The 25,341-nt window shown below is 59.4% G+C and carries 29 protein-coding genes and 1 other RNA gene; 16 read left to right on the top strand and 14 right to left on the bottom strand.

The features are described from left to right. Window positions 1–7: 7 nt before the first annotated feature. The 6 genes from ACR0IM_RS06955 to ACR0IM_RS06930 all read right to left on the bottom strand — a co-directional run bounded on the left by ACR0IM_RS06955 (window position 8) and on the right by ACR0IM_RS06930 (window position 6,458). Window positions 8–1,099: a TFIIB-type zinc finger domain-containing protein gene (locus tag ACR0IM_RS06955; RefSeq protein WP_480640973.1), complete on the bottom strand. Its 1,092-nt coding sequence runs from the start codon at window positions 1,097–1,099 to the stop codon at window positions 8–10. Window positions 1,100–1,134: 35 nt separating this feature from the next. Further along, window positions 1,135–2,283, bottom strand: a complete 1,149-nt coding sequence (locus tag ACR0IM_RS06950; protein WP_480640972.1) for an SPFH domain-containing protein — start codon at window positions 2,281–2,283, stop codon at window positions 1,135–1,137. A 22-nt stretch (window positions 2,284–2,305) separates the two neighbouring features. Beyond that, entirely contained in the window at window positions 2,306–3,061 is a 756-nt protein-coding gene (locus ACR0IM_RS06945) for a DUF2927 domain-containing protein (RefSeq protein WP_480590093.1), read from the bottom strand. A gap of 214 nt (window positions 3,062–3,275) precedes the next feature. Then, window positions 3,276–4,466 carry a toxic anion resistance protein gene (locus ACR0IM_RS06940; RefSeq protein WP_480590091.1) on the bottom strand — a complete coding sequence of 397 codons (1,191 nt, stop codon included), beginning with the start codon at window positions 4,464–4,466 and terminating at the stop codon, window positions 3,276–3,278. 30 nt (window positions 4,467–4,496) lie between these two features. After that, window positions 4,497–5,411 carry a 5-bromo-4-chloroindolyl phosphate hydrolysis family protein gene (locus tag ACR0IM_RS06935; protein ID WP_480681273.1) on the bottom strand — a complete coding sequence of 305 codons (915 nt, stop codon included), beginning with the start codon at window positions 5,409–5,411 and terminating at the stop codon, window positions 4,497–4,499. A gap of 174 nt (window positions 5,412–5,585) precedes the next feature. Beyond that, window positions 5,586–6,458 (bottom strand): pseudouridine synthase, encoded by an 873-nt coding sequence (locus tag ACR0IM_RS06930; protein ID WP_480681271.1) that lies wholly within the window; start codon window positions 6,456–6,458, stop codon window positions 5,586–5,588. Between ACR0IM_RS06930 and ACR0IM_RS06925 the strand changes: the two genes are divergently transcribed. Beyond that, window positions 6,457–6,918, top strand: a complete 462-nt coding sequence (locus tag ACR0IM_RS06925; protein ID WP_480681269.1) for a nucleoside deaminase — start codon at window positions 6,457–6,459, stop codon at window positions 6,916–6,918. The genes ACR0IM_RS06930 and ACR0IM_RS06925 overlap by 2 nt on opposite strands. On the opposite strand, the gene ACR0IM_RS06920 is transcribed toward ACR0IM_RS06925, so the two are convergent. Next, complete coding sequence (locus ACR0IM_RS06920; RefSeq protein ID WP_480681268.1) at window positions 6,908–7,600, bottom strand: metal-dependent hydrolase; 693 nt, start codon at window positions 7,598–7,600, stop codon at window positions 6,908–6,910. The genes ACR0IM_RS06925 and ACR0IM_RS06920 overlap by 11 nt on opposite strands. Before the next feature lie 60 nt (window positions 7,601–7,660). Between ACR0IM_RS06920 and ACR0IM_RS06915 the strand changes: the two genes are divergently transcribed. Further along, entirely contained in the window at window positions 7,661–8,317 is a 657-nt protein-coding gene (locus ACR0IM_RS06915; RefSeq protein ID WP_480681266.1) for a ceramidase domain-containing protein, read from the top strand. Here ACR0IM_RS06915 and ACR0IM_RS06910 read toward each other — a convergent pair. Beyond that, window positions 8,308–8,871 (bottom strand): DUF4202 domain-containing protein, encoded by a 564-nt coding sequence (locus tag ACR0IM_RS06910; RefSeq protein WP_480681264.1) that lies wholly within the window; start codon window positions 8,869–8,871, stop codon window positions 8,308–8,310. The genes ACR0IM_RS06915 and ACR0IM_RS06910 overlap by 10 nt on opposite strands. 145 nt (window positions 8,872–9,016) lie before the next feature. Next, a complete protein-coding gene (locus tag ACR0IM_RS06905) occupies window positions 9,017–9,175 on the bottom strand; it encodes a hypothetical protein (RefSeq protein WP_480681262.1) in 159 nt (52 codons plus the stop codon). A 227-nt stretch (window positions 9,176–9,402) separates the two neighbouring features. Between ACR0IM_RS06905 and gatC the strand changes: the two genes are divergently transcribed. The 5 genes from gatC (at window position 9,403) to rnpB (ending at window position 13,080) form a co-directional block, all read left to right on the top strand. Next, the gene (gatC, locus tag ACR0IM_RS06900; RefSeq protein WP_480640960.1) at window positions 9,403–9,690 is read left to right on the top strand and encodes an Asp-tRNA(Asn)/Glu-tRNA(Gln) amidotransferase subunit GatC; all 288 of its coding nucleotides are present in this window, start codon (window positions 9,403–9,405) and stop codon (window positions 9,688–9,690) included. A gap of 3 nt (window positions 9,691–9,693) precedes the next feature. Beyond that, the gene (gene gatA, locus ACR0IM_RS06895; RefSeq protein ID WP_480681260.1) at window positions 9,694–11,181 is read left to right on the top strand and encodes an Asp-tRNA(Asn)/Glu-tRNA(Gln) amidotransferase subunit GatA; all 1,488 of its coding nucleotides are present in this window, start codon (window positions 9,694–9,696) and stop codon (window positions 11,179–11,181) included. Window positions 11,182–11,221: 40 nt separating this feature from the next. After that, window positions 11,222–11,929 (top strand): hypothetical protein, encoded by a 708-nt coding sequence (locus tag ACR0IM_RS06890; RefSeq protein ID WP_480681259.1) that lies wholly within the window; start codon window positions 11,222–11,224, stop codon window positions 11,927–11,929. Next, complete coding sequence (locus ACR0IM_RS06885) at window positions 11,913–12,584, top strand: N-acetylmuramoyl-L-alanine amidase (protein ID WP_480681258.1); 672 nt, start codon at window positions 11,913–11,915, stop codon at window positions 12,582–12,584. Before ACR0IM_RS06890 ends, ACR0IM_RS06885 begins: the two co-directional genes overlap by 17 nt. Before the next feature lie 80 nt (window positions 12,585–12,664). Continuing rightward, window positions 12,665–13,080: RNase P RNA component class A (gene rnpB / locus ACR0IM_RS06880), an RNA gene on the top strand. 8 nt (window positions 13,081–13,088) lie between these two features. Here rnpB and ACR0IM_RS06875 read toward each other — a convergent pair. Beyond that, window positions 13,089–13,421 carry a GYD domain-containing protein gene (locus tag ACR0IM_RS06875; RefSeq protein ID WP_480590071.1) on the bottom strand — a complete coding sequence of 111 codons (333 nt, stop codon included), beginning with the start codon at window positions 13,419–13,421 and terminating at the stop codon, window positions 13,089–13,091. Between the two features lie 649 nt (window positions 13,422–14,070). Between ACR0IM_RS06875 and rpmG the strand changes: the two genes are divergently transcribed. Together rpmG and ACR0IM_RS06865 are read left to right on the top strand one after the other, a co-directional pair. After that, on the top strand, window positions 14,071–14,238 hold the full coding sequence (rpmG, locus tag ACR0IM_RS06870) for a 50S ribosomal protein L33 (protein ID WP_005630270.1): 168 nt from the start codon (window positions 14,071–14,073) through the stop codon (window positions 14,236–14,238). 206 nt (window positions 14,239–14,444) lie between these two features. Then, a complete protein-coding gene (locus ACR0IM_RS06865) occupies window positions 14,445–14,951 on the top strand; it encodes a hypothetical protein (protein WP_480640957.1) in 507 nt (168 codons plus the stop codon). 165 nt (window positions 14,952–15,116) lie between these two features. Here the strand turns inward: ACR0IM_RS06865 and ACR0IM_RS06860 are convergent, their stop codons facing one another. After that, window positions 15,117–15,896 (bottom strand): Bax inhibitor-1/YccA family protein, encoded by a 780-nt coding sequence (locus ACR0IM_RS06860; RefSeq protein ID WP_480590068.1) that lies wholly within the window; start codon window positions 15,894–15,896, stop codon window positions 15,117–15,119. Between the two features lie 183 nt (window positions 15,897–16,079). Further along, complete coding sequence (locus tag ACR0IM_RS06855; RefSeq protein WP_480640956.1) at window positions 16,080–16,289, bottom strand: DUF1127 domain-containing protein; 210 nt, start codon at window positions 16,287–16,289, stop codon at window positions 16,080–16,082. Between the two features lie 127 nt (window positions 16,290–16,416). Here ACR0IM_RS06855 and ACR0IM_RS06850 point away from each other — a divergent pair, with 127 nt between their 5' ends. Next, window positions 16,417–17,298 carry a LysR family transcriptional regulator gene (locus tag ACR0IM_RS06850; protein ID WP_480590064.1) on the top strand — a complete coding sequence of 294 codons (882 nt, stop codon included), beginning with the start codon at window positions 16,417–16,419 and terminating at the stop codon, window positions 17,296–17,298. Here the strand turns inward: ACR0IM_RS06850 and ACR0IM_RS06845 are convergent. After that, on the bottom strand, window positions 17,295–18,251 hold the full coding sequence (locus ACR0IM_RS06845; RefSeq protein WP_480681257.1) for an NADPH:quinone oxidoreductase family protein: 957 nt from the start codon (window positions 18,249–18,251) through the stop codon (window positions 17,295–17,297). The two genes, ACR0IM_RS06850 and ACR0IM_RS06845, sit on opposite strands and share 4 nt — an antisense overlap. Window positions 18,252–18,587: 336 nt before the next feature. Between ACR0IM_RS06845 and ACR0IM_RS06840 the strand changes: the two genes are divergently transcribed. From ACR0IM_RS06840 to ACR0IM_RS06825, 4 genes are all read left to right on the top strand, one after another. Then, window positions 18,588–18,959: a helix-turn-helix domain-containing protein gene (locus tag ACR0IM_RS06840; protein ID WP_480590060.1), complete on the top strand. Its 372-nt coding sequence runs from the start codon at window positions 18,588–18,590 to the stop codon at window positions 18,957–18,959. A gap of 45 nt (window positions 18,960–19,004) precedes the next feature. Then, on the top strand, window positions 19,005–19,796 hold the full coding sequence (hisN, locus tag ACR0IM_RS06835; RefSeq protein WP_480681256.1) for a histidinol-phosphatase: 792 nt from the start codon (window positions 19,005–19,007) through the stop codon (window positions 19,794–19,796). Window positions 19,797–19,912: 116 nt separating this feature from the next. Beyond that, window positions 19,913–21,247: an 8-oxoguanine deaminase gene (locus tag ACR0IM_RS06830; RefSeq protein WP_480681255.1), complete on the top strand. Its 1,335-nt coding sequence runs from the start codon at window positions 19,913–19,915 to the stop codon at window positions 21,245–21,247. A gap of 98 nt (window positions 21,248–21,345) precedes the next feature. After that, window positions 21,346–21,684 (top strand): DUF995 domain-containing protein, encoded by a 339-nt coding sequence (locus ACR0IM_RS06825; protein WP_480681254.1) that lies wholly within the window; start codon window positions 21,346–21,348, stop codon window positions 21,682–21,684. 270 nt (window positions 21,685–21,954) lie between these two features. Here the strand turns inward: ACR0IM_RS06825 and guaD are convergent, their stop codons facing one another. Next, a complete protein-coding gene (gene guaD / locus ACR0IM_RS06820) occupies window positions 21,955–23,244 on the bottom strand; it encodes a guanine deaminase (RefSeq protein WP_480681253.1) in 1,290 nt (429 codons plus the stop codon). A 139-nt stretch (window positions 23,245–23,383) separates the two neighbouring features. Here guaD and mgtE point away from each other — a divergent pair, with 139 nt between their 5' ends. Next, window positions 23,384–24,778: a magnesium transporter gene (gene mgtE, locus ACR0IM_RS06815; RefSeq protein ID WP_480590053.1), complete on the top strand. Its 1,395-nt coding sequence runs from the start codon at window positions 23,384–23,386 to the stop codon at window positions 24,776–24,778. Then, complete coding sequence (locus ACR0IM_RS06810) at window positions 24,775–25,338, top strand: 5-formyltetrahydrofolate cyclo-ligase (RefSeq protein WP_480681252.1); 564 nt, start codon at window positions 24,775–24,777, stop codon at window positions 25,336–25,338. Before mgtE ends, ACR0IM_RS06810 begins: the two co-directional genes overlap by 4 nt. The last annotated feature ends 3 nt before the right edge of the window (window positions 25,339–25,341 follow it).

Below are 25,341 nucleotides of genomic sequence, written 5' to 3'. Positions count from 1 at the left end.
GGACGCCTTACCCTTGTTGGCCGGTGGCCATCAGATATCCGACACCAGCCGCCACAAGCATACCCAGAATAACGGCGATAGTGATCTTGATGGCTGACCAGGGGCGCTCCCCCTGAACGCGGCCGGTTTGTCCGTTGACGACGAAACGATAGGTCTGACCGCGATATTTGTAGGCCGCCATCCACACCGGCAGAAGGATGTGCTTGAAAGTCACATCCCGTACATCCGTGTCGATTGCATGTATCCGCTGGCGATCGCCACCGATGTCAAAGCGCACGTCCCGCTCGATAACCCGCGCCATATACCCGCGCGCTTCGGAGTATCCTTCCTGCAATTCGACCGTATAGGCTTCGGCCCGAAACCCAGCCAGGTATTCAGGCTGATAGGGCTCCAACGCTGGCAGGTCCCAGGGTTCAAGCGCGTCGGTGTAGCTTTTGGGCAAAGACCGTGAGGCTAGCACAAGCACGTCGTCAAAAAACCGCTTCACCCGCCCGGATTTCGGAGACCACCGCACCTTGGGTACCTGCTGCTGCACGCGCTTGCCGTCACGCATGACAGTTCGGGTCTCATAGTAGACGGTGCCGCGCTCTCCGCGATAACTGGATTGCGTGTCGGCATCAAAGGTCCAGTAGGGTACATAGATGCCCTGCATCTTGCGACCTTTGCGGGCGTAATCCTTCAGCCCGTTCGGTGCAAACCACAGCCGTCCCAACCAGTCGCCCATCGCCTTGTGCGCCGCGCGTTCATCCAGCGCAAAGGGTAGCACGCCGCGCGGTTTGATGTGCCGGTTGACCCCCGTATCGGTCACAACCGGTGTCGCACAGAACGGACATTCAGCCGCGTGTGTGGCAGGATCGAACTCGACCTGAGCCGCGCAGTTGGGGCAGGACAAAACCCGCGTTTCCTCGATCTCACTGTCCGGAAGCCGATCCGCAATGGCCGCATCGAAGTCCAACTCTTTCAGGCTGCCACCGCCCCAGGGGCCGGCGCCGATTGCCTCGGAATGCCCGCAGTGGTCACAAGTCAGGCTGCCGTCACCGGGGTTGAAACGGTAGTCCGCACCGCATTGTTCGCAAGGGAATCTGTGTTCTTCGGTCATCGTGCCACCCTATTCTTGCGCTGACGCCTGAAAGGTTAGGCTCCCGGCGGCGGCGGTGGCAGGATGGTAAACAACTGCGCCAGCTCCTGTACATCTCCGGCCTTTTTCCAGCCATCCTGACCGGCGGTCCAGACATAGGTGTCGCGGGTGATTTCCCCGTCCGTTGCCATACGTCCCATCTTGGCCTTCGAGAAGGGTCCGCTTGTCTGCCCATCGACCGCGATATGCCACACGTGCTCAACTGGCGGAGGAGGGGGCGGTGCCGCATGCGTTGCCGGTTGCGTGGCAGCGGCGGCGGAACTGCCCCACGGGCCGCTCGGTTGACCCGCTGCCATGTTTGCCATCTGGTTGGCCATCGCCATTCCCATCCCCATACCAAGTCCGGCACCCATGCCGCCGCCTTGGCCGGGATTGCTGGCGGCCGCCGTCATCGCCTCGGCCGCTGAATACTGGGTGAACTTGCCCAGATCACCCGCCAACCCCATCGAGGTCCGCTTGTCCAGCGCTGCCTCAACCGCGGGCGGCAACGAAATGTTTTCGATGTAGAATTCAGGCATCTCCAACCCATAGCCGTCCAGAACGGGTGAGACCTCGGCCGCGATCAGCTTGCCCAGATCGGCGGTGTTGGCGGCCATGTCCAGAACCGGGATACCCGACCCGGCGATCACCCGGCTGAATTCCTGCACGATGATGTTGCGGATCTGAAAGCTGATCTCATCCATCGTGAACTCACCATCGGTGCCCACGATCTCAGTCAGGAATTTCGCCGCATCCTTTACACGCACGGTATAGGTGCCGAAGGCCCGAATACGCGTGGGCCCGAACTCGGGATCGCGCAGCATAATCGGGTTCTTGGTGCCCCATTTCAGGTCATTGAACCGGGTCGTATTGACGAAATAGATCTCGGACTTGAAGGGCGACTGAAAGCCGTGATCCCAGTGCTGCAAGGTCGTCATGATCGGCATATTGTTGGTCTCAAGCATATAGAGACCCGGCGTGAACACATCCGCCAACTGCCCTTCATGCACGAACACAGCGGCCTGACCTTCGCGCACCGTCAGCTTAGCGCCGTACTTGATTTCATGGCCCTCACGCTCGAACCGCCAGACCATCGTGTCTCGGGTGTCGTCGACCCAGTGAATGACGTCGATAAATTCTCCGGTCAGAAAATCGAAAATACCCATTTGGGGTCTCCTTTCCTCGGGCTCAGAGCTGCTGGCCCATCAATTCGCGTGCTATGATCCGCACCACGGGGCGGGCGTCATCCGCGGTCACTCCGGGCTGTAGACGCGGATCGTAAAGCATGGTCAGTAGTTTTTCGTCATGGCTGGTCAGCAGCGCAAACTCATCATCATCGTTGAAAATCGACGGTCGGGCTGAGGGGCTATCATTTGGAAGGCCGAATCCCTGTGCAATTTCCTCATGGATGCAACTCAAACGCAGCAGGTTGGGCAGTTCTGCACGTATGTAAGCTACGGCACGGATTACGGTATTGGTGTCCTCTTGGCCGGAAAACGTAAAGACAAAACAATAAAACGGCCTGTCCAGCGTTCTCAGCAGGTCCAGCCTGTCGTCCGGGATACCCGGAACAAGTGATTTCAGCCTGTTCTGAGCATAGGCCACATCATCCTGACCTGCTACGAAAACAAGAAAGTTCCCGTCACCATTTACACTTCTAACGCTGTGCCCGGTCGCTTTCTGTAGCCGCTTGGCATAGTTTTGAATGGTTTGCCGATCAGCTTCACGGCTTTCCATAGAAACGCTCGGACCAAACTCAGTCCTGATGCGGATCGGGCTCTTCCAGCGATTTAACTTAATCTCGCTTGGGCCGCTAACAAATGCGGCGGATTTGCCGGAGTGTTCGTTGATGAAAGCAATTTTCCCAAAATTGCGGGCTAAATCATCAGCGTCATACGGTGTATCGGGGCCTCCTCCGTCCGTCCGCAACAACCCGCGGGTCAACAGGTCACGTTCGACCCGCTGATAGAACCGGGCCAAATCCTGACTGGCTGCAGACGGTGGCACATAGGCGTTGGGTGCAGGTGCGGGCGCCGCGGGACGCGGTTGCGGGACAACCGAAGACGTCAGAGTTTCATCGCAGTTGGCCAAAGCCAACAGAACGACAAAACCCAAAAGGGGCTTCAGATATCCCGATACCTTCACGCGCAGCCCGCCGTCAGCCCGGAACTGCCGTTCCGGCGTTGTCGCCGATACCGTCCCGGCGCGCCTTGGCCGAGGCCAGCGTGTCACGCAATTCGGCCTCCATCTTCTTCAATTCCTGCTCGGCGGCGGCGCGCTTGGCTTTGCCTTCGTCCGCGATCGCAAGACTTTCGTTGATAGTGCCGATCAGGTCGGCGTTGGCTTGTTTGACCGCTTCGATATCGAATACACCGCGTTCCATTTCCTCGCGGATCATCTTGTTCGACTGACGCAGGTTCGCCGCGTTCGAGGTCAGCAGCTCGTTCGTCAGATCATTCGCATCGCGCACGGCCGAGGCCGCCTCGGCGCTGCGCTGGATGGTGACGGCCTGCGCCAATTGCGTCTCCCATAGGGGTACGGTGTTGACGAGGGTCGAGTTGATCTTGGTTACCAGCGACTTGTCATTTTCCTGCACCAACCGGATCGAGGGCAGGGATTGCATGGTTACCTGACGGGTCAGCTTCAGGTCGTGCACGCGCCGTTCCAGATCGTCCCGCGCAGCGCGCAAGTCACGCAGCTCTTGCGCCTTCATCACTTGTTGGTCTTCGGGCGCGGCCTGAACTTCGGCTTCTTTTTCGGGGATGTTCTGGCTGTCTAGCTCGGTCAGCTTTTCTTCACCTGCTGCGATGTACAGCGCGAGTTCGTCATAAAATCCCAGCGTTTTTTCATACAGCAAGTCCAGCGACTTGATGTCTTTAAGCAGCGTGTGTTCATGGCCCAGCAAGTCGTCTGTAATCCTGTCGATCTGTCCCTGAACGTCTTCGAATTGCGCAGTGAATTTGGCGAATGGCGCGGCCTTACCAATCAGCTTTTCCCACCAGCTGCGTTCGCGGCGTACATCCAGTTCACTGACGGAAAAGCCGCGGATCGTGGTCACGATGTTGCGCAGACTGTCCCCGGCGGGACCCACATCCTTGTTGCGGACATCCGCCAGCATGGCCTGGCTGATCTCTTGCAGTTCGGCCTGGGCGGATGATCCGAAGGAGACGATCGAGTTGGTGTTTTCCATGTCGATTTCGTCCATCCGCTTGCGGATCTCGGCGCTGACGGGTTCGTCTGCTTCCTCAAGCGAGATGACCTCGGCGGTGGGGTCGGGTAGGGCAACGGCCGTGACCTCCTGCACCAGCGTTTCAGCTTCAACCGCCTTGTTCTTGATCGCATCAGACATGGGGTAATCCTTTCTCAAATAACTGTCCGGTCAGTCCAACCGGACGCCTTCGCGTTGCAGGCGTTCGCGCAACACGTCAATTTCAACCGTCAGATCGCTGCGGTCATCCAATAGCATCTTGCGAGTACGGGCCGCGAAATTCTGTTCCAGATCGTCCAGCAAGGCGGTGTAATCGGCCAGCGCCTGTGCATCGCGGGTGCGGGCAAAGACATCGGCAAACTTCACCGTCGCATCACGCGCGCCCTGCAGGTAGACGGTCAGGTATTTGCGGGCACCGGCCAGATCGCGCGGGTCTTCTTCGACCGTGCGGAACAGATCGCGGGCGGTGTTCTGAAAGCGTTCGACGCGCGCCTCGACCCGACGGTCCCCGGCGCGCTTGATGGCGTCGGTCATTTCAGACAGGTGGGTTTCGGCATCCTCGACCACCCGGGCCACACGGTCCTGCTGAAAGGTGTCGACGCCTTCCATGCCTTTATCCTTCATCGGGTCCAGCCCGAAAGACACGGAATGCAGCACCGTGGCCACCGCTCCAAACAGGATCGGAGCCAGCAAGCTCGCCTGCGCGGCGGCCTCGGCGTCCAGATACTCGGATCGATACGCGGCCAGAGCGGCACCCAGCCCAGTCAAAACGCTTGCGAAAATCTTGCGGGGAAAAGCAGGACGGCGCGCAGAGCGGCGCGCGTTATAGGCGGCTTCGGCGCGCAAACCCTCGCGCAGCAGAAAGGCGGCGCCGGTTAGCAGGCCCGCTGCGATCAGCCCGATCGTCATTCCGATTGCGCCGTCGTTCAGAGACAGAAAAACCAACGGAATGGCGGGCAGAAACAGGATATTCACCCGCGCGCCTGCCGGTTCGACCCGCGCGCCGTGGAATTGCCCGCGCGGCTGTTGGTCGTCGTCAGACCCACCGCCTTGTGGGCTAAATTTTCCGCCATATCGCTGTGACATGCGTTACAAGCCCCCCAGCACGCCGGTGCAGATACCGAACAACAGCACTAGAAGGGCCGCGTAGGCCAGTTTTTGCACTCCGGTCCCTGACATGGCGCCCCCCAATGGCTTTCCTTTCGGAAAATTTAGGCGATACGAGGGCTTGGCGCTAGGGGGAAGGTTGCCAAACCCGCATCACTTGCGAGTTTTCTTGCCGATGGGTGCCCGTTTTCGTTGCGGTCGCGCGGTGCGTTTCGGCCGGGCTTCGGGTTCTGCGTCCAGTCCTAGCTGATCGCGCATCACGCGGCGGCGGACTTCCTCGACCTCGCCGGGCTTGAGGCTGCCCAGTTGAAACGGACCGTAGGATACACGCAACAGACGGTTCACGGCAAAACCGATGTCCTCCATCGCACGGCGGATTTCACGGTTCTTGCCTTCGCGCAGACCGATTGTCAGCCAGGCGTTCGCACCCTGCTGGCGATCCAGCGAGACCTCCATCGGCAGAAACCGCTCGCCGTCGATCACCAAACCCTTGCGTAGCGGCGCAAAATCTTCGTCCTTGGGGCGGCCATTCACACGCACACGGTATTTGCGCAGCCATCCTGTAGAAGGTAATTCCAGCTTGCGCTTGATGCCGCCATCGTTGGTCAGCAGCAGCAAGCCTTCCGAGTTCAGGTCCAACCGACCAACGCTCATGACGCGGGGCATGTCTTCGGGCAGGTTGTCGAATATGGTCGCGCGGCCTTTTTCGTCGCGTGTCGTCGTCACCAGACCGGGAGGCTTGTGATACAGCCACAGGCGCGAGGGTTCGGGCTCAGACACCGGTTTGCCGTCCACAGTGATCCTGTCTTTGCCGGTGACGTTCAGGGCAGGGCTGTCGATGGTTTTGCCGTTCACGGCCACGCGACCCGCTTCGATCATGCGTTCAGCTTCACGGCGCGAGGCGACACCCGCGCGAGCAAGCACTTTGGCGATCCGGTCGCCGGGAGGAGGGGTTTTAGTCATCCGCTGGCCATAGCGCATCCCGCCCGCTTGCGAAAGACAGGTTTCTGATGCAGTCAGAGGCATGAAGTTCAGATCGCATATGGACGGGGCGCTGGTTGAGGCGCGCGCTGCCGCGGACCGCGGAGAGGTTCCGGTGGGTGCGGTCATCGTCGCGCCGGATGGTCGCGTTGTGGCCGCAGCCGGAAACCGGACGCGAGAGTTGAACGATCCCACCGCTCATGCCGAGATTCTGGCCCTTCGCGCCGCCTGCGCCGAGGCCGGGTCCGAACGGCTGCCGGATCATGATCTTTATGTCACGCTGGAACCATGTGCGATGTGCGCGGCGGCATTGGCCGCGGCGCGCATCCGGCGCATTTACTATGGCGCCGCCGATCCTAAATCCGGCGGAGTGGCCCATGGTGCGCGGGTGTTTACACACAAACAGGCGCACCACGTCCCTGAGATATACGACGGCATCGCAGGGCAGGAGGCCGCCGATCTGCTGAAGGAATTCTTCGCTGCGCGACGCGATCCTAGAGAGTGATGGGTTTCATCAGTTCGGGTTCGACTACGTCGACCCCCGGCAACCCATCGATCAGCGCATGGGCGGATTGTTCCAGAATCGGAAAGGTCTTGTAGTGGCAGGGAATCACGGTCTTGAAGTTGAAATACCTCTTGGCCGCATAGGCCGTCGCTTTCATGTCCATGGTGAAATGGCCGCCCGCCGACAGGATGCCGATATCGGGTTTGTAGTAATCCCCCATCCATTCCATATCCGCCATGATATCTGTGTCGCCGGAGACGTAGAGCATGTGCCCTTCCGAGGCGATCATAAAACCTACCTCGCTGCCACCGGTGCGCAGACCGTCTGGCGTCGAGAAAGTTGAGCTGTGAGACGCCGGAACCATCGACACCATGACCCCGTTCAGGTTCACCGTGCCGCCCTTGTTGAAACCGATGGTCTCCAGCTCTTCGGCCTCGCTCCAATACCCCATCAGGTCATATTGGCCCACCACCGGCACCTTCAGGTGCTTGGCCAGTGACACTACGTCGGCCACATGATCGAAATGCGTGTGCGTCAAAAGGATATGCGTCGCACCGTCCACGGCGGCATCGTGCTGGTCTTCGGACAGCACCGGATTACCGGTCAGCCAAGGGTCGATCAGCAGAACCTGCCCTTCGGTTTCAATACGGAAACTGCCGTGCCCCAGCCAGATGATATTCATGAAAACGTCCTCCCAAAACAAACTCTTGGCATCAACCTAGCATCGGATATGTAAAAGTTCATGGACTGGTTTCAGGAAATTGACGGATATTGCGAGCGCCTGTCGCCCGCCTATTGGGCCGAGCCGATCAACGCGGTGACAAACGCAGCATTTCTGATCGCGGCGTTCATCATGTGGCGGCGCGTGCGCGGGCAGGGGGTGCCTCTGGCGATGGGGCTGGTGGTCATCCTCGCGGTGATCGGGGTGGGTAGCTATCTGTTCCACACCCATGCGCAGGTCTGGGCCGCAATGGCCGATGTCGCGCCGATCCTGCTGTACATTCTGGTCTATATTTTTGCGATCAATCGGGATGTCTGGCACATGCGGCCAGTCTATGCCCTGATCGTCACCGTCCTGTTCGTGCCTTATGCCGCAGCCACGGTCCCTTTGTTCCAGTTCATTCCGGGTCTGGGTGGATCGTCGGCATATGCTCCGGTGCCGCTGCTGATTCTGATCTACGCATTTTTGCTGCGCAATCGCGTCCCCGAAACAGCGCGTGGCCTTGCGATCGGGGCGGGTATCCTGGTCGCCTCGATCACCTTCCGGGCTCTGGACGAACCCCTTTGCGCCCAGCTTCCATTGGGCACACATTTCATGTGGCACATCCTGAACGCCACAATGCTGGGCTGGATGATCGAGGTCTATCGCAGGCACATGGCCCGCGCATCTCAGCCTTGAAACGCAGAGGCCAGGTGTTCGGGCAGATCGAATTCGGACAGAACCCGCGCGCGGCCCTCGGCCGACATCTTGCGGGCGGTCTTTTCGACGATGCTCTGGATTTTCTCGGTTGAGTGTTTCTCGGCGAAGGGCGCGAAGTACCATTTCAGGAACACGAAACAGATCACATCTTCCAGCGCCTGAACCTCGTCATCCCGCTTGATGCCCTGTTTGCGCAGCATCCGTCCGGCGGCATCGATTTCATCCGCGCCGTAACCGGCCTGTTCCATCATCGCCATAACGACCTCGGCGTGATGGACAGCTTGCGCCTTGCGCCAGGCGAGGTATCCGGCCCGGCCTTCGGGGTATTCGCTGCGTGCCAACTTCCAGCGTTCGACGTGCTGGCCCCGGGCAGCTATCTGCAACACATCTGAAGCGTCTGGGAAAAGTCGGTCCAATTCGGTGCTCATGCGCTGGCCGTACAGCAGCTCGACCGGCTGGCCGTCTTCAAGGTTGGGATCTTGGGTATTGGCCGCATCAATTGCGTCCAGAACTGCTTGTTTGCGCACGCTCATCTTCCGCTCCGTTGGCTTGCCGAACCTGCTGTCTGGCCCGGCGGATCACTTTGATCACCCTAGCGATTGGACGCAATAAGCGCAGTAGTCAATTGCAGCTTTCCGGGCCGGATGTCGAATGCCCGACCCGGAACGAGGGGGAATATCATTTGCCCAGCTTGGTCTGATCCTGTGTGACGGGCTGCGATACAGTCTCGGGGAAAGTCAGGTCGCGCGTCAGGGTGTTCATGGTGGGGCCAAAGGCCTGCGCCTGGGCAACAAGAACAGTGGTGGACAATACTAATGCAGTCATGAACGTTTTCATTGTCTTTCTCCGTTTGAGGCTGTGCCGTACCTCATGAAATGAACCGTTCAGTATACATTTTCAATGACAAAAATGAACTAAACGGTTTACTTTTGCGCATAGGGGGTATGCAAAATTGAATGGCAGCTGCGGTGATCTGCACGAACGAGGCCATATCCTCCCTTCCATGCCCTTGCGACCTGAGCATCGGACAGGTAAATGCCCCTTAACGCAAATGAGGTTTTCCGATGTCGATTGACCAAAACACCGCCGCCAAGGTGGCCAAACTGGCCCGGATCAAGGTCGAGGATGACGCGCTGCCCGCGCTGGCGTCCGAGTTCAACACCATCCTCGGCTTCATCGAACAGCTGAACGAAGTGGACGTCGAAGGCGTCGAACCGATGGTCTCGGTCGAGCCGATGCGACTGAAGCGTCGTGAGGACGTGGTCACCGACGGAAACCAGCAGGACAAGGTTCTGGCCAACGCCCCCGACGCGCGCGAGGGCTTTTTCGCAGTCCCCAAAGTGGTGGAGTAAGACATGAGCGATCTGAACAAACTGGGCCTGGCCGAGGCCCGCGACGCGCTGCGCAAGGGTGAAGTGACCTCGGTCGAGCTGACCGAATCCTGTCTGAAGGCCGTTGACGACGCCGACGCGCTGAACGCTTTTGTCCACAAGACCCCCGAGATCGCGCTGGAAAGGGCCAAGGCCGCGGATGAGCGGATCAAGGGTGGTGACGCACCTTCGATGTGTGGTTTGCCGATTGGCATCAAGGATCTGTTCTGCACCAAGGGTGTGCCGTCGCAAGCGGCCTCGAAGATTCTGGAAGGCTTCAAGCCGGAATACGAATCCACCGTGTCACAGCAGCTGGCCGACGCTGGGGCCGTGATGCTGGGCAAGCTGAACATGGACGAATTCGCCATGGGCTCGTCCAATGAAACCTCTGTTTACGGCAATGCGGTCAGCCCGTGGCGCCGTGGCAATGACGATGCACAGCTGACACCGGGCGGTTCGTCCGGCGGGTCAGCCTCGGCTGTCGCCGCCGACCTGTGTCTGGCCGCAACCGGCACTGATACCGGCGGATCGATTCGTCAGCCTGCAGCGTTCACCGGCATCACCGGCATCAAGCCGACCTATGGTCGTTGCTCGCGTTGGGGCATCGTAGCGTTTGCGTCCTCGCTGGATCAGGCCGGACCGATGACCAAGAATGTGCGTGACGCGGCGATCATGCTGGAAACGATGTGCGGTCACGACCCCAAGGACTCGACCAGCGCTGAACTGGCCGTGCCGAACTTCGAGGCGATGCTGACTGGCGACATCAAGGGCAAGAAGATCGGTATCCCGAAAGAATACCGTATGGATGGTATGCCTGCCGAGATCGAAAAGCTCTGGGCTGACGGTGCCGAGATGCTGAAAGCTGCGGGTGCCGAGATCGTCGATATCTCGCTGCCGCACACCAAATACGCTCTGCCTGCGTATTACGTGATTGCCCCGGCCGAGGCGTCCTCGAACCTTGCGCGCTATGACGGTGTCCGCTATGGCCGCCGCGCGCAGCTGGCGCAGGGCGACGGCATCACCGAGATGTACGAGAAAACTCGCGCCGAGGGCTTCGGCCACGAGGTGCAGCGCCGCGTCATGATCGGCACCTATGTGCTGTCCGCAGGTTTCTACGATGCCTATTACAACCGCGCGCGTCGTGTCCGTACCCTGATCAAGAAAGACTTCGAGGATGTCTTCGCCGCAGGCGTCGACGCGATTTTGACCCCGGCCACACCGTCCGCCGCTTTTGGTTTGGGCGAAATGACCGAAGCCGATCCGGTTCAGATGTACCTCAACGACGTCTTCACCGTGACAGTGAATCTGGCCGGTTTGCCGGGTGTCTCGGTGCCTGCCGGATTGGATAAGCAAGGTCTGCCGCTTGGTCTGCAACTGATCGGGCGCCCGTGGGAAGAGGGTGATCTGCTGAACACGGCCTACGCGCTGGAGAGCGCGGCCGGGTTTGTGGCCAAGCCGGGCAAATGGTGGTAAGCCTCAGGTCAGGCAAGACAACGCAAGACGGAGCAGCTGGATGCGCTTTACGCTTCTGATTCCCGCAATCGGATTGGTGGCCGCCTGTGATACGGTGGCGCCGGTGGGTGGCCCGGATTTCAACACGCCGACCTATCAGGCGCAGCGTGAGGCGCAGTTGGCGGGGCAGGGATATACCGGAAACCCGCTGCTTGGCCCAGTTGAGGTGTCCGAGCAGCAGCTTGGCGCGCCCGGGGCTGGTGCTCCGTTGCCAGCCGGGGAGAATGCTGACCTTGCCTCGGCAACGGCAGCAGCTTTGGCCAGCACGTCAGGGCAAAGCACCTACGAACCGTCACCCGTTGAGGACCCCATCAACAACACCATTTCGGACGAACAGGATTTCGAGGCGGTCTCTGGCCGTCGCACCATCGAATCTGACGCAGCGCTGATCGAACAGAATCGCCAGACCTATGAGGTTGTTGCGCCGACCGCCGTTCCGGCACGGGGTTCGGATGGTCAGCCCAACATCGTGCAATACGCGCTGAACACGTCGAACCCGGTCGGAACGCAACTCTATAGCCGTGCCGGGTTCAACCTGCAGGCCAAGGCGCAGCGCAATTGCGCGCGCTTCCCGTCGGCCGACCAGGCCCAGATTGAGTTCCTTGCAAATGGCGGCCCCCAGCGTGACCGCAAAGGCCTCGATCCGGATGGTGACGGTTACGCTTGCGGCTGGGACCCCAGCCCGTTCCGCAGTGCCGTTAACAACTAAGCCGCTGACGCCGATCTGGCACCCGTCCCCCAAATTCGGTGAGCGCAGAGATGGGCTTACGCCCACCTTGATCGTTCTACACTACACGGCAATGGACAGCGCCAGTGCTGCTCTGGATCGATTGTGCGATCCTGCTCATGAAGTCTCGGCACATTATCTGATCGGCTCTGACGGCACGCTCTGGCAGATGGTTCGCGAGGAAGACCGCGCCTGGCACGCAGGCGCGGGCGAATGGAACGGCCAAAGCGACATCAACTCCCGCTCAATCGGTATCGAACTAGACAATACCGGGGCACATCCGTTTTCAGAGCCTCAATTGGCAGCGCTCGAAACCCTGTTGCACCAGATACAAAAGCGGTGGTCGATCAGCCCGGATCATGTGATCGGCCATTCCGATATGGCTCCGGGTCGAAAATGCGACCCTGGCCCCCGATTCCCATGGCAACGAATGGAGCGTTTGAACCTCGCAGGCCGCCGCGGTGAAGGTAAGGCGCCGCAAAACGCAACGATCCAATCGTTCCGGGCTTCGGCCCGCGCCGCAGGGTATTCATCTGAGGTCGACGATGACACGCTGTTGGCTGCAGTACGGCTCAGGTATCGTCCCTGGGCCACCGGCGCTCTTCACCCCGCCGATTTCGCACCACTCGTAACGTAAGTCCGGATCCGCCTTCATCTGGTCCCTTATTGACCTAACCTCTTGACGCCACCCAGACCACAGCATACCCACCGCACTGCGCGGAGGGCCGGATGGCCGCTGGGGTGTAAGCCCGAGAGGAAAGTCCGGACTCCACAAGACAACGGTGCCGGGTAATGCCCGGGCGGGGCAACCCGACGGAAAGCGCCACAGAAAACAGACCGCCGCACCTTTGCTGAGGTTCGCCCCCGGCAAAGCGCGGTAAGGGTGAAACGGTGGGGTAAGAGCCCACCGCGCCGCTGGCAACAGCGGCGGCACGGCAAGCCCCACCGGGAGCAATGCCAAATAGGGTCCCCGCGCGGGCCGGTCGGCGTCCGCCGATACCGCCGCTAAGCGCGTCTTGGCCGAGAGGGACCGGGTTGGCAGCTTGAGCCGCGCAGCAATGCACGGCCTAGAGGAATGGTCATCGAAGGGGGCAACCCCGGAACAAGATCCGGCTTACAGGCCCTCCGCGCGTCTTTTTGATCACTTGCCCGGTGGCTTATAGGCGCCGGTCAGTTTTGCGGCTTTCTTGGTCACGGTGACAAAGTCCTTCGCCCTCCAGGCGCGTACCGTTTGGACTTTCGACACCGCGCCTGATGCGGCAACGGCCATCCCAACAGCCACAGCATCCGTACCGTCCGGGGCTTCGCTGATGACCACCACGTCATTTTCACCCGTCGTCATATAGAATCCCAAAAGCTTGCCGCCGACCTTTTTCAGCAAAGCCCTGACAGGGGCCGTACGGTCCACAGGCTTTTTCAGCATCCCCTTGACGCCATCCTGCGAATAGGACGCGTATGTAATGAAAATTGGCATGTCTACCTCCTGTAAAAAGTTGATCCAGGACCTTTAATCAGGCTGGTCCTACAGCCCTCTTGCGATTGTCAGCCTGTCGCAGTCTGTTGGGTCCGCGATCAGTCAAACGTCCACAGCGTTAAATGCGGCTCCGGTACCAGGTGCACGCCATGCTGCCCCGGGAGATTGAGGGCAGGCTGATAGCTCTGTCCGCCCGTTTCCACGCGATGGCATTCAAGCCTGTTTGGCAGGAGAAAAGGTGTCCGGTGGGGCACCACGGAGGCGATAATCTGGACCGGGCACGCCCTGTATGTTCTTCCCGGTTCCAATTCCGGCCGATCGGGGCAATCCACGACATGCCACGGCGCCATCTCGTCGGTGTCTTCACCTGTCATGCCCCCCAAGTGATCATTAAAACTCTGCTGGCAGAGCGTCTCGCCTGGACGTGGCGCCTCGGGGTGCGAGCCTGTTATCGGCTTCTTTACTGGGGTTTAATCGCGCGACCATATCACAGAACCGTGAGCCAGCCAAACAGGGGCAAACCTCAAGCGCATGATTTGTGCGCTTTACGGGCGGAATTCGGTTGACTCAGCCGCGCGACCGGGTAAAAGCGCACGCTCATAGGAATTCAACCGAAAGGCCCCTGCCTTTTCGGACGCAGGAGATAACCATGGCGAAGCCGACGACAATCAAGATCCGTCTGAACTCGACCGCGGGCACGGGCCACTTCTACGTGACCAAGAAAAACGCACGCACCATGACCGAGAAAATGACCGTTCGTAAATACGATCCGGTCGCTCGGAAGCATGTCGAGTACAAGGAAGGCAAGATTAAGTAATCTGCCGTCCAGCTTGGACATTTTCAAAGGGTTCTGCCTTGGCAGGACCCTTTTTCATTTCGGTTCATTTTGTGGACGGTTCTTCATGGCGTCTCGCGCCGTTGCAACGAAGCATCAGCGGGCAGGGCAATCGGTTTTGCGGTGGGTTGCTTTTTGCAGGGGCTTACCCCTACGCTTCAACAAACTGTTCCAAAATGTTGGCCGTCATGAAAAAAATCTTGTTATCCACAATAACCGTTCTGGCCCTAGCGGCCTGCGAGGACCCCTATAACCGCGAAGGCGTCGGGTTTACGGGGATCGATGGTGAACCCCGCTCCATCTCGGATGTGCCGGGTGCGGCGGCCTTCCTGCCGCCTGCGACGAACGTACCGGCTGAACTGGCCGTGCTGCCTGCAGTTCCCGTGGTGACCGACCAGACCGATGCCGAGAAAGTTGCCCGTGTCGCAATCGACAACGGCGGACGCAGCGACACCGACGCGGTGGTACTGACCGGGTCTGACACCAACCTGTTCCTGAGCACGGTCAACGTGAACGGTACTCTGTTCGGCGTCCTGCGCACAGCGAACAACAGCACCCGCGTGGACAACAAGGTCGGCGCAACGTTTGGCCGCGATGCCGAGCAGTTTACCGGCTGCCTGCCAGCGGGTGACGTATTCCGCAAGGGATCTTCCGAGCGCAGTTCGGGTTTTGCAGTGGCGCTGAACTGCAGCTAAGCGACTGACAAATGTTGGGTTGAGGTCCCGTTTGGACGGGGCCTTTTTTGTGCAGGCGCCTTAGCTACAGAACTCGGCGCGTTTCAGGCGGACGGATGTTCGACAAAAAGAAAGGGGCGGGCCGTTGCGGGCCCGCCCCATTTGATTCTGTACTGGCGGCCAGCTTTATTCTTGCTGCCCCATGAACATCAGCAGGAACTGGAACATGTTCAGGAACGAGATGTACAGGCTCAGCGCGCCGTCAATAGCCGCTTTGTCCAGCCATTCCTGATCACCGTGGGTTGCATGTGCAACGTAGGTGTTCTTGATGTCCTGCGTGTAGAACGCGGTCAGCCCAGCAAAGATCAGAAGGCCAATCGCCGAGATTGCCAGCATCATCGGTCCCGACTGCAGGAATAGGTTGATGACCATAGCAACCAGCAAGCCGATCACACCCATGATCAAGAAAGTACCCATGCCGCTCAGGTCACGCTTGGTGGTGTAGCCAAACAGGCTTAGGCCCGCAAATGCGATAGCCGTAACAAGAAAGGTCTGCGTGATCGAGTAGGGGGTGAAGATCATGAAGATCGAGCTCATCGACACGCCCATCACTGCGGCGAAGACGAAGAAACCCAGTTGAACCGCAGCGGCGGAGCCACGCCGCATCAGGGCGCCCCAGCCAAACAGCAAGAAACCAAGCGGCGCGAACATCACGACCCATTTGAGCGGAGTCAGAAACAGAGTCTGTCCCAAGCCGGTCAGGTAACGATCCGTGCCGATTTGAATACCGGTGGCGGTCGGGTCTGCGGTCACTGCAAGCCCGGCAATCGCCCAAGCGGCGAGTGCCGTGATCAGCATGCCCACGGACATCGTGCCGTAAACTTTGTTCATATGGGCGCGCAGGCCCTCATGGATCTGGGCAGCGCGCGCGCCGGCCGCCGTCCGGATCGTGTCAAATTGTGCCATAAAAGGGTCTCCCTTCACATCATTCTTGTCGCGGTTCGAAATTCGAACCCCGTTCCACGCAAATATCGGCAACTGCGGGTCACGTTTCAAGGGTTTAGCGCCGGAATCCAGCTAAAACACGAAACAAAAATGGCGACCTGCGGGTGCGGGTCGCCATTCATGGGGAAAAGATGAATGTCAGAGTCATTTTTGCCAGAATTCCGGCGCATCCCAAATGGGGCGGGCCGCTTCTGCTTCGGCCTGTTCGCGGGTGATTCCGATATCTTCTAGCGCCCGGGCGTCCAGCCTTGCCAGGGTGCGTCTCTGACGGCGCAGGGAAAACGCATCTCGTAGCAGGGTCAGGCCAAATCGGCGGCGGGGCGGGCAGTGTCTGTCAATTGCGATTTGGGTCATAATGTTTGTCCTCTCATCGATCCTCGATGAGTTTTCGCTGTCTCATCAAGTTCCTTGATTTATATGGCGCGTTATGACACATTTTGAAAATGAATATTTATGAAGTGATACATAAGGATTCGTGAAGATGCGAAATCTGGACATTACGACTTTACGCTCGTTCGTGGCGGTGGCGGATCAGGGCGGTGTGACGCGTGCTGCAGGTTTCCTGCACCTGACGCAATCCGCTGTTTCGATGCAGTTGAAGCGGCTTGAGGAGCTGCTGGGGCTTGAACTGTTGGATCGCAGCGGCCGGACCATCGCGCTGACCGCGTCAGGTGAGCAGCTGCTGGCCTATGCCCGCCGCATGATCGCGCTGAATGATGAGGTGATCTCAAAACTCACCGATCAGGCGTTTGAAGGTGAGGTGGTTCTGGGCGTGCCGCATGACATCGTTTACCCGGCGATTCCCCGGGTGTTGCAGCGATTCAACGCGGACTTCCCGCGAGTGCGGGTGCAGTTGGTGTCTTCGTACTCAATGCAACTGAAGGATATGCTCAAGCGCGGCGAGTGCGACTTGATTCTGACGACCGAAGCAAACAGGGGAGATGGCGCTGAAACTGTCGCGGAATTGCCGCTGCGCTGGATTGGTGCGCCCGGCGGTTCGGCCTGGCGTAAACGGCCGATCCCCATTGCGGTGGGTCGTCGCTGCATGTTCCGGCCGCAGATGATCGCGGCACTGGATGAGGCCGGCCTTCCGTGGGAGCTGTCGGTGGAAACTGAAAACGACCGCACCATCGAGGCTACCGTGTCTGCCGACCTGGCGATTCACGCCATGCTGGACGGAACAGAAGCCGCGCATCTGGTGCAAATCGACGACGGCGGCGTGCTGCCCACCCTGCCTGCGCATATGATCAACCTGTACGGAGGTGAACCCGGACGTGGCCCTGTGGTTGAGGCGCTGGCCGACCTCGTCCGGCAGAATTTCCGCATGCTAGGCAGTAGTCCTCTGAAGGCGGTTGTCGGCTAGGGCGTAATCACAACCTTGCCGGTTGCCGTGCGGTCGCGCAGCAGTTTCAGGCCTTTTTCGGCGTCCGACAGGGGCAGCACGTGGCTGATATGCGGCGTGATTTTTCCCTCGACGTGCCAGCGGAACAGCGTTTCAAAGCTGTTCTGCACGATCTGAGGCCGGAAGGTCAGGTATCCACCGATATAGAAGCCAATCACCGTCAGGTTTTTGACCAGTAGGTGGTTGGCGGGAATCTGCGGAACCTCTCCGCCTGCAAAGCCGATCGGCAGCAGGCGCCCTTCGGGGTTGGTGGCGCGGAAGGCGGCTTTGAAAACATCCCCACCGATCGCATCGTATACAACGTCCGCGCCGCCAAGTTCCCTGACACGCGTGCGCAGATCCTCGGACGCGTCGATCAGGTGATCTGCGCCGGATGCCTGCGCCACGGCCAGCTTGTCCGCGCCCCGGGCCTGAGCGATCACGGTTGCGCCCATCAGCTTGCCGATCTCGACCGCCGTCAGGCCGACACCACCCGCCGCACCCGTGACCAGCAGGGTCTCGCCGGGTTGCAGGTGGGCGCGGTGATCCAGTGCAATGTGGCTGGTGCCATAGGCGATCTGCATGGCCGCAGCGTCTTCGAAGCTCATCGAATCGGGCAGGGGAATCGCACGCTCTGCGTCGAACACTCCGAATTCCGCCAGACCGCCCTGACCGGAATAGACAGCGATCCGGTCACCTGGTTTCAAGTGCGATACGCCGGGGCCGGTTGTATCGACCACGCCAGCGATTTCCATTCCCTGCGTAAATGGGGCGGGGGGTGTATCCTGATATGTACCTTTCTGCATCAGCAGATCGGCAAAGTTCAGTCCGCAGGCTTTGATCGCCACGCGCACCTGGCCTTCCAGGGGCTGCGGGATGTCAATATCACAAAGCTGTGCGACCGCACCTTGGGACGGAATTCTGTAGGCCAACATGAAAGCACTCCTGTGGTTTGGCGCATAGGTTCGTTCCGCTCGGGGATTGTCAATCTCTTACCCGGTAAGCCCCGCAAGAGGGTGTGGCGGCCATGTCAGGCTTTCCCAATGGCAAGGACGTGTGCCAGACAGATTTGGCACAACCTTAAATCTCTGTTCGTGGAAACAGATTCAACCTTCTTGAAAAAATACTGAAAAAGCGCAATATTGTCTGGGGTGCTGATTTGGGGGCATGTTCCTGATTAGGGAGTGGTTAAGGGCGGCTTGCTAGTGTTGCGGTAGTAAAGGCATGTCGCGCACCCGAATTGGTTGTGTGTGTATTAGAGGAGTTTACCAATGACCCATCACGTCGATGTCCATGTGGGCAAGCGCGTCCGGCATCGCCGCTGGCTGATTGGCATGACCCAGCAGCAGTTGGCGCAGCAAGTTGGTATTAAGTTTCAACAGATTCAGAAATATGAGACGGGTGCCAACCGTGTCAGCGCATCCCGTCTGTGGGACATTGCCGAGGCATTGGACGTACCTGTCAGCTTTTTCTTTGAAGGTCTTGAAGAGGCTGAAAAAGAACCAACCGGCAAGAAATCGGTTCCGGCCGACCTGATGGGGGACAAGGAAGCTCTGGATTTGGTGCGTTCCTACTATGCAATCCCTGAAAATCAACGCCGCCGCCTGTTCGAACTTGCCCGAGTGCTGAGCGACGTCGCCTGAGCAAACGGGGTTGACTCTGGCACGCGCGAACCGCACGGGTAGCGCATGCGAGAGACGACATTGAGCGATCTGGATGTTGCCGAAGAAATGGCCGACGCTGCGCGCGAGGCCATTCTTCCGTTTTTCAGACAATCCAATCTTGAAACCGACAACAAACTGGCAAAGGGTTTTGACCCGGTAACGGCTGCAGACCGTAACGCCGAACAGGCCATGCGTGCGGTTCTGGCCAAACACCGACCCAATGACGGTATCTTTGGGGAAGAGTTCGGCCAGGTTCCGGGCAGCAGTGGACGGACATGGGTTCTGGATCCGATTGATGGCACCCGCGGTTTCATCAGCGGCACACCCACCTGGGGCGTATTGATTGCGCTGAGCAAACAGGACGGTCCGATCATGGGCGTCATCGACCAGCCCTATATCGGAGAGCGTTTCGTGGGGGCTGCCGATATCGCGCAGGTGACCGGCCCAACCGGCACGGCACAGCTGAAAACGCGTCCGACATCCAGTCTGGATCAGGCGATCCTGTTCACCACGTTTCCCGAGGTCGGCACCCCCGAGGACCGCGCCGGGTTCGACGCTGTGGCGCAACACGTGCGCCTGACGCGTTTTGGTATGGATTGCTATGCCTATGCCCTGCTTGCTGCGGGGCAGGTTGATCTGGTGATAGAGGCGGGGTTGAACGCCTATGACATCCAGGCGCCGATTGCGGTGATCGAAGCTGCAGGTGGTGTTGTCACCGACTGGCAAGGCGGTCCGGTGCATGAAGGCGGGCGCGTGCTGGCGGCAGCGAATACAGTGTTGCACGCGGCGGCGTTGGAGGTTTTGCGCAATCACTGAAAGTTATTGCCGGGTCTGAACCTGTCGGGTAGGGTTTGTCGGGCTGGTTCTTGTGCCCGTTTTCCGCCAGCAAATGCTCTTCTTGCACGAAACGGGTGTATCGCAAGGGGGGCGGAATGACCGAAATCCTGATCAAGAATGCAGACACCATCCTGACGATGGACGATTCGCGCAGTGAACTTTCTGGCGCGGATATCCTGATCCGCGGCGGACAGATCGAACAGATCGGCCACGGCCTGCAGACCGCCGGCGACGTTCACGATGCAGCCGGGTGCGTCGTGACGCCGGGCTTGGTGAACACCCATCACCACCTTTACCAAACCTTGACGCGCGCGGTGCCCGGCGGGCAGGATGCGCTTTTGTTTGGCTGGCTGAAAACGCTCTATCCCATCTGGTCCCGCTTTGGGCCGGAGGAGATGTACGTCTCGGCCCAGATCGGCCTAGCCGATCTGGCCCTATCTGGATGCACGCTCAGTTCCGACCACCTGTATCTGTACCCGAACGGCACGCGGCTGGACGACACGATTGCCGCCGCCGCCGAGATTGGCCTGCGCTTTCACCCCACACGCGGTGCCATGAGCATTGGCGAAAGCGATGGCGGCTTGCCGCCGGACTCGTTGGTCGAAGGCGAGGCTGCGATCCTCGACGACATAATCCGAGTTGTTGATGCGTTTCACGATCCCTCCGAGGGTGCGATGTGCCGGGTAGGGCTGGCGCCGTGTTCCCCGTTCTCGGTCAGTCGTGATCTGATGCGTGATACGGCGATCCTGGCGCGCGACAAGGGGGTGATGCTACACACCCATCTGGCGGAGAATGACGAGGACATCGCCTATTCGCAGGCGCAGTTCGGCTGTCGCCCGGGGCAGTATGCCGAGGATCTGGGCTGGACCGGCGCGGATGTCTGGCACGCCCATTGCGTCAAGCTGGATGGGACCGAGATTGACCTGTTCGCCAGAACCCGTACTGGCGTTGCCCATTGCCCTTGTTCCAATTGTCGTCTGGGATCAGGTATCGCACCAGTCCGCGCCATGCGCGACCGCGGTGTTCCGGTCGGTCTTGGCGTGGATGGGTCGGCCAGCAACGACATCGGCAACCTGATCCTCGAGGCGCGACAGGCCATGTTACTGCAACGGGTCGCGAACGGTGCGGATGCGATGTCGTCCCGCGAAGCGCTGGAAATTGCGACACGCGGCGGCGCCGACGTTTTGAATCGCCCCGATTGCGGACGGTTGGAACCCGGCAAACGCGCCGACATTGCAGTCTGGGACACCCGCGGCATCGAAAGCGCAGGCAGTTGGGACACCGCGGCTCTGTTGTTGGCGGGTCCTGCGAAAGTGAAGCACCTGTTCGTAGAGGGACGTCAGATTGTGCGTGATTGTCAGATCACGACGATAGACCTGCCACGGGTCATCGAACGTCAAAACCATCTTGCAATGGCGTTGCAGCGGTAAGCTGGCATTCCTTGGCTTTACCGCGCTCGGTACGGCGAAGGATTTTTAGAAAACCGCACATTTGTGGTATCACTCCGCCTTTTTGAAGGAGTGGGTAGATGAGTTTTCAAGCAATTTCTGTTGGCGCTGCCGTCCTGACCTTTCTGAATTCGGCAATAGCTTGGGCGGACCCGAAACCGCAGGGCGCGAAACCTGCTGATCCAAACACGGTTGCCCAGCTTTACGCGGGAAAAACTCAAATTTGGAAAGGATGCGAGGCTGGCATGTACTTTGGCTCAGGCTGGCGGGCGAGTGCCTGGTGCAAAAAGCACAGTGACAACGTAGCCCTTGGTACATGGAAAGTTGATCGAAAGGCGCGTGTTTGCCGTGAATTGGTCTGGTACTGGCCAAAGGGTGATTCCACGGGGTCTAAACCGGATGACCTCGAATGCATCTAGCAAGTTGTTGCCCCAGATGGCGCAATTTGGCGCAATTGGCTGAATGAAAACGAATGGTGGTCTATGACCGATGACAGCAGCCTCGTGAAAGGTGACAAATTCAAATCCAATATAAGGAAAAATAAGAAGAAACTGGGTCTGTAGGGCTTACCCGTCTGGCTGGACAATTTAACGGTCCGGGCAGCGTTCGCAAACTGCCTGCACGATCAAGCCGAGTACTAAGTGGAGCCTTGATCCAAGAATGTGCACCGAATTGGGTGAGGCCATTCTTTATTGAACGACGGGCTCGCCTCCAATCCAAACGGCAGAGATCGCTCGGTCATCGCCCATCATGATGGTAGGGAAGATGGCCTCCCACAGATCGTCGGCGCTGGCTTCGCGCTGGGCGATGGCGGGGGTCGAGGCGAGGTCAAGGACGATCAGATCAGCCTCCATCCCCGGTGCGACATTGCCGACGCAATCGTCCATCCGCAATGCGCGCGCCGACCCGACGGTTCCCAACCACAACAGCTGTGCGGCGTGCAAAGGTGCGCCCCGTAGCTGTCCGATCTCGTAGGCCGCAGCCATCGTACGGAGCATTGAAAAACTCGACCCGCCGCCGGTATCCGTGGCCAGTCCGATCCGGTGGCCATCGCGCATCAGCCCTGTCATGTCGAACAGGCCCGAGCCGATGAAGGTGTTCGAAGTCGGGCAATGGACCAGCGCTGCATCAACCTCGCGCAACCGGTCGCGTTCGCGCGATTCGAGATGGATGACGTGGCCGTAGACGCCATGCGCGCCCAGCAGGCCGAATTTCTCATATGTATCCAGATAGTCCCGCGCTTCGGGGAACAGCTCGCGAACCCAGGCGATCTCGTCGGTCTGCTCGCTCAGATGGGTTTGCATTAGGCAATGCGGGTGCTCGGCCCAGAGCGCGCCCATCGCCTCAAGCTGTTCCGGTGTGGAGGTGGGGGAAAAGCGCGGAGTGATGGCGTAAGATAACCGGTCGACCCCGTGCCATTTCCTAAGCAGCGCTTCGGACTGGTCATAAGCTGTCTGCGCCGTGTCCCGCAGCCCCTCGGGCGCATTGCGGTCCATGCAGGTTTTACCGGCGACCACACGTTGATTGCGCTGTTGCGCGGCAGCGAGGAAGGCATCGACGCTTTCGGGATGAATGGTGCAGAAACTGCACATGGTCGTCGTGCCGTGTGCCGCCGTCAGGTCCAGATACCGGTTGGCGATCTCGGACGCATAGGCGGGATCGTCGAACTTCATCTCTTCGGGGAAGGTATAGGTGTTAAGCCAGTCGATCAGGCGCTTGCCCCAACTGGCAATCATGGCGGTCTGTGGATAGTGGACATGGGCGTCTACAAAACCCGCCATGATGACGCGCTGGCCGTAGTCGGTTACGCTGGCGTGCGGATGGGCTGCACGCAGGCCGTCGGCATCCGCCACGGCCGATATACGGCCATTTTCGACCAGAACCGCTTCGCTGATTTTGACGGCTTCGGTCGGCTCATCGTCGAACGGCGAACCAGTGAAGCTCAGAACACGTCCTTTCAGCAGCGTTTTTTGCGCCATTATCCTTCATCTCCACCTGTATGGGACTGCGAAACAGCATAGGCGCGCGAAACTTGTCGGTAAATCGCCGCATTGTCATTGTTTTCCGGTAGCAGCTTCTTCTAATTAGGGGCCAATGACCGAAGAAACGGGGGCAGACATGACGACAGGCTTTGATGAACCCGTAACCGAGGCGACCAGCGATGAGGACGTCTATGCGCTGGATCGCAAGACCGTAGCGGCCATTCTGTATGCAGTCGATGTAGACGACCGCAATAAACTGATCGAGTTGATGGAGCCGCTGCACCCGGCCGACATCGCCGACCTTCTGGAGCAGATCAACCCCTATGACCGCGCGCGTCTGATCCGTCTGTATGATAAGGAGTTCGACGGCGATATCCTCTCGGAACTCGATGAGGCGGTGCGCGAAGAGATTATCGGCATCCTGAATCCCGACGTTCTGGCTGACGCCGTGCGCGAAATGGAAAGCGACGACGTTGTCGACCTGCTGGAAGACCTCGAAGAGCCACAGCAGGAAGCCATCCTTGGCGCACTGGAGGCTTCCGAACGGATCGCAGCGCAACAGGCGCTGGCCTACCCCGAGAACTCGGCTGGTCGTCTCATGCAGCGCGAGGTGGTCATGGCGCCCGAGCATTGGACGGTGGGGCAGGCCATCGATTTCATGCGCGCCAATGACGATCTGCCGGAACAATTCTATCACGTGGTTTTGGTCGATCCGCGGTTGAAGCCCGTGGCGCAGGTCACGCTGGGCAAATTGATGGCCACCCGGCGCGATGTGTCGCTGCATGATATTGCCGAAGAGGAATTCCACTCTATCCCCGTTGATCAGGACGAAGAGGATGTGGCCTATGCTTTCAACCAGTATCACCTGATCTCGGCCCCTGTGGTGGATGCGGACGGGCGGCTGGTCGGTGTGATCACCATCGATGACGCCATGGTGGTTCTGGATGAAGAGCATGAAGAAGACATCCTGCGTCTTGCGGGTGTGAGTGACGAAAGCTCGATTTCGGACAGTGTGGCGGCAACCAGTCGGCGGCGTCTGCCGTGGCTGGCGGTGAACCTGTGTACGGCGATCTGTGCCTCGCTGGTGATTTCGCAATTTGAGGCAGCGATTGATCAGTTGGTGGCGCTGGCGATTCTAATGCCGATCGTGGCGTCGATGGGAGGTAATGCGGGAACACAGTCATTGACGGTTGCAGTGCGGGCGCTGGCAACGCGTGACCTGACCAATGCAAACGTCATGCGCGTAATCCGGCGGGAATTGCTTGTGGGGATGCTGAACGGGCTGTGTTTTGCCATCGTGCTGGGAACGGTGGGCATGATGTGGTTTGATTCTCCGATGCTGGGTGTCGTGATCGGGTCGGCCTTGGTCGTGAATATGATCATCGCGGGCTTTGCAGGTACGGTAGTACCGGTGGTGCTGGACCGCATGGGTGTTGACCCCGCGCTGGCGTCGGGGACCTTTGTGACGACCACAACGGATGTCATGGGTTTCTTCATCTTTCTTGGGCTTGCCAGCGTGGTGCTATTGTGACCGACCTGACTGAAATCAAAGCTGCCGCACGCAAGGCGGCTTTCGCTCGCCGTAAGGCTGCGTTTGACACCCGTTTGCCCGGAGCCGCCGGGCGATTGTCCGAAGTGCTGGCCGGGCATCGGGGTGTGCCCCTGTCGGGTTATATGCCGATCCGCACCGAGATTGACCCTGTGGCAGCGATGGCCGAAGCTTCGGCCTATGGCCCGGTCGGCGTACCGGTGATCCAGGCCGCCGGTCAGCCACTGAAGTTTTCCCGCTGGACACCCGAAGGCGCGCTGAAAGATGGCCCTTTCGGAGCCAAAGTGCCCGAGGTCGATGACTATTTTGACCCCGAGATTCTGATCGTACCTCTTGTCGCCTTCGATGCGCAGGGCGGGCGGCTGGGCTATGGCGGCGGGTTCTATGACCGCACGCTGGAAGGGTTGCGCGCCAAGCGCCCGACGCTGGCCATCGGGTTTGCCTTTGACGCGCAAGAGGCCGAAGGGCTACCGCTGGAGCCCACCGATCAGCAGTTGGATATGGTGATTACGGAAAGCCGTGTGCTGACGTTTACGGCCTGAACG

Source organism: Ruegeria sp. BF6 (assembly GCF_056538665.1).
Note: the sequence above shows the minus strand (reverse complement) of the source record. Positions and strands in the feature narration are given on the sequence as shown.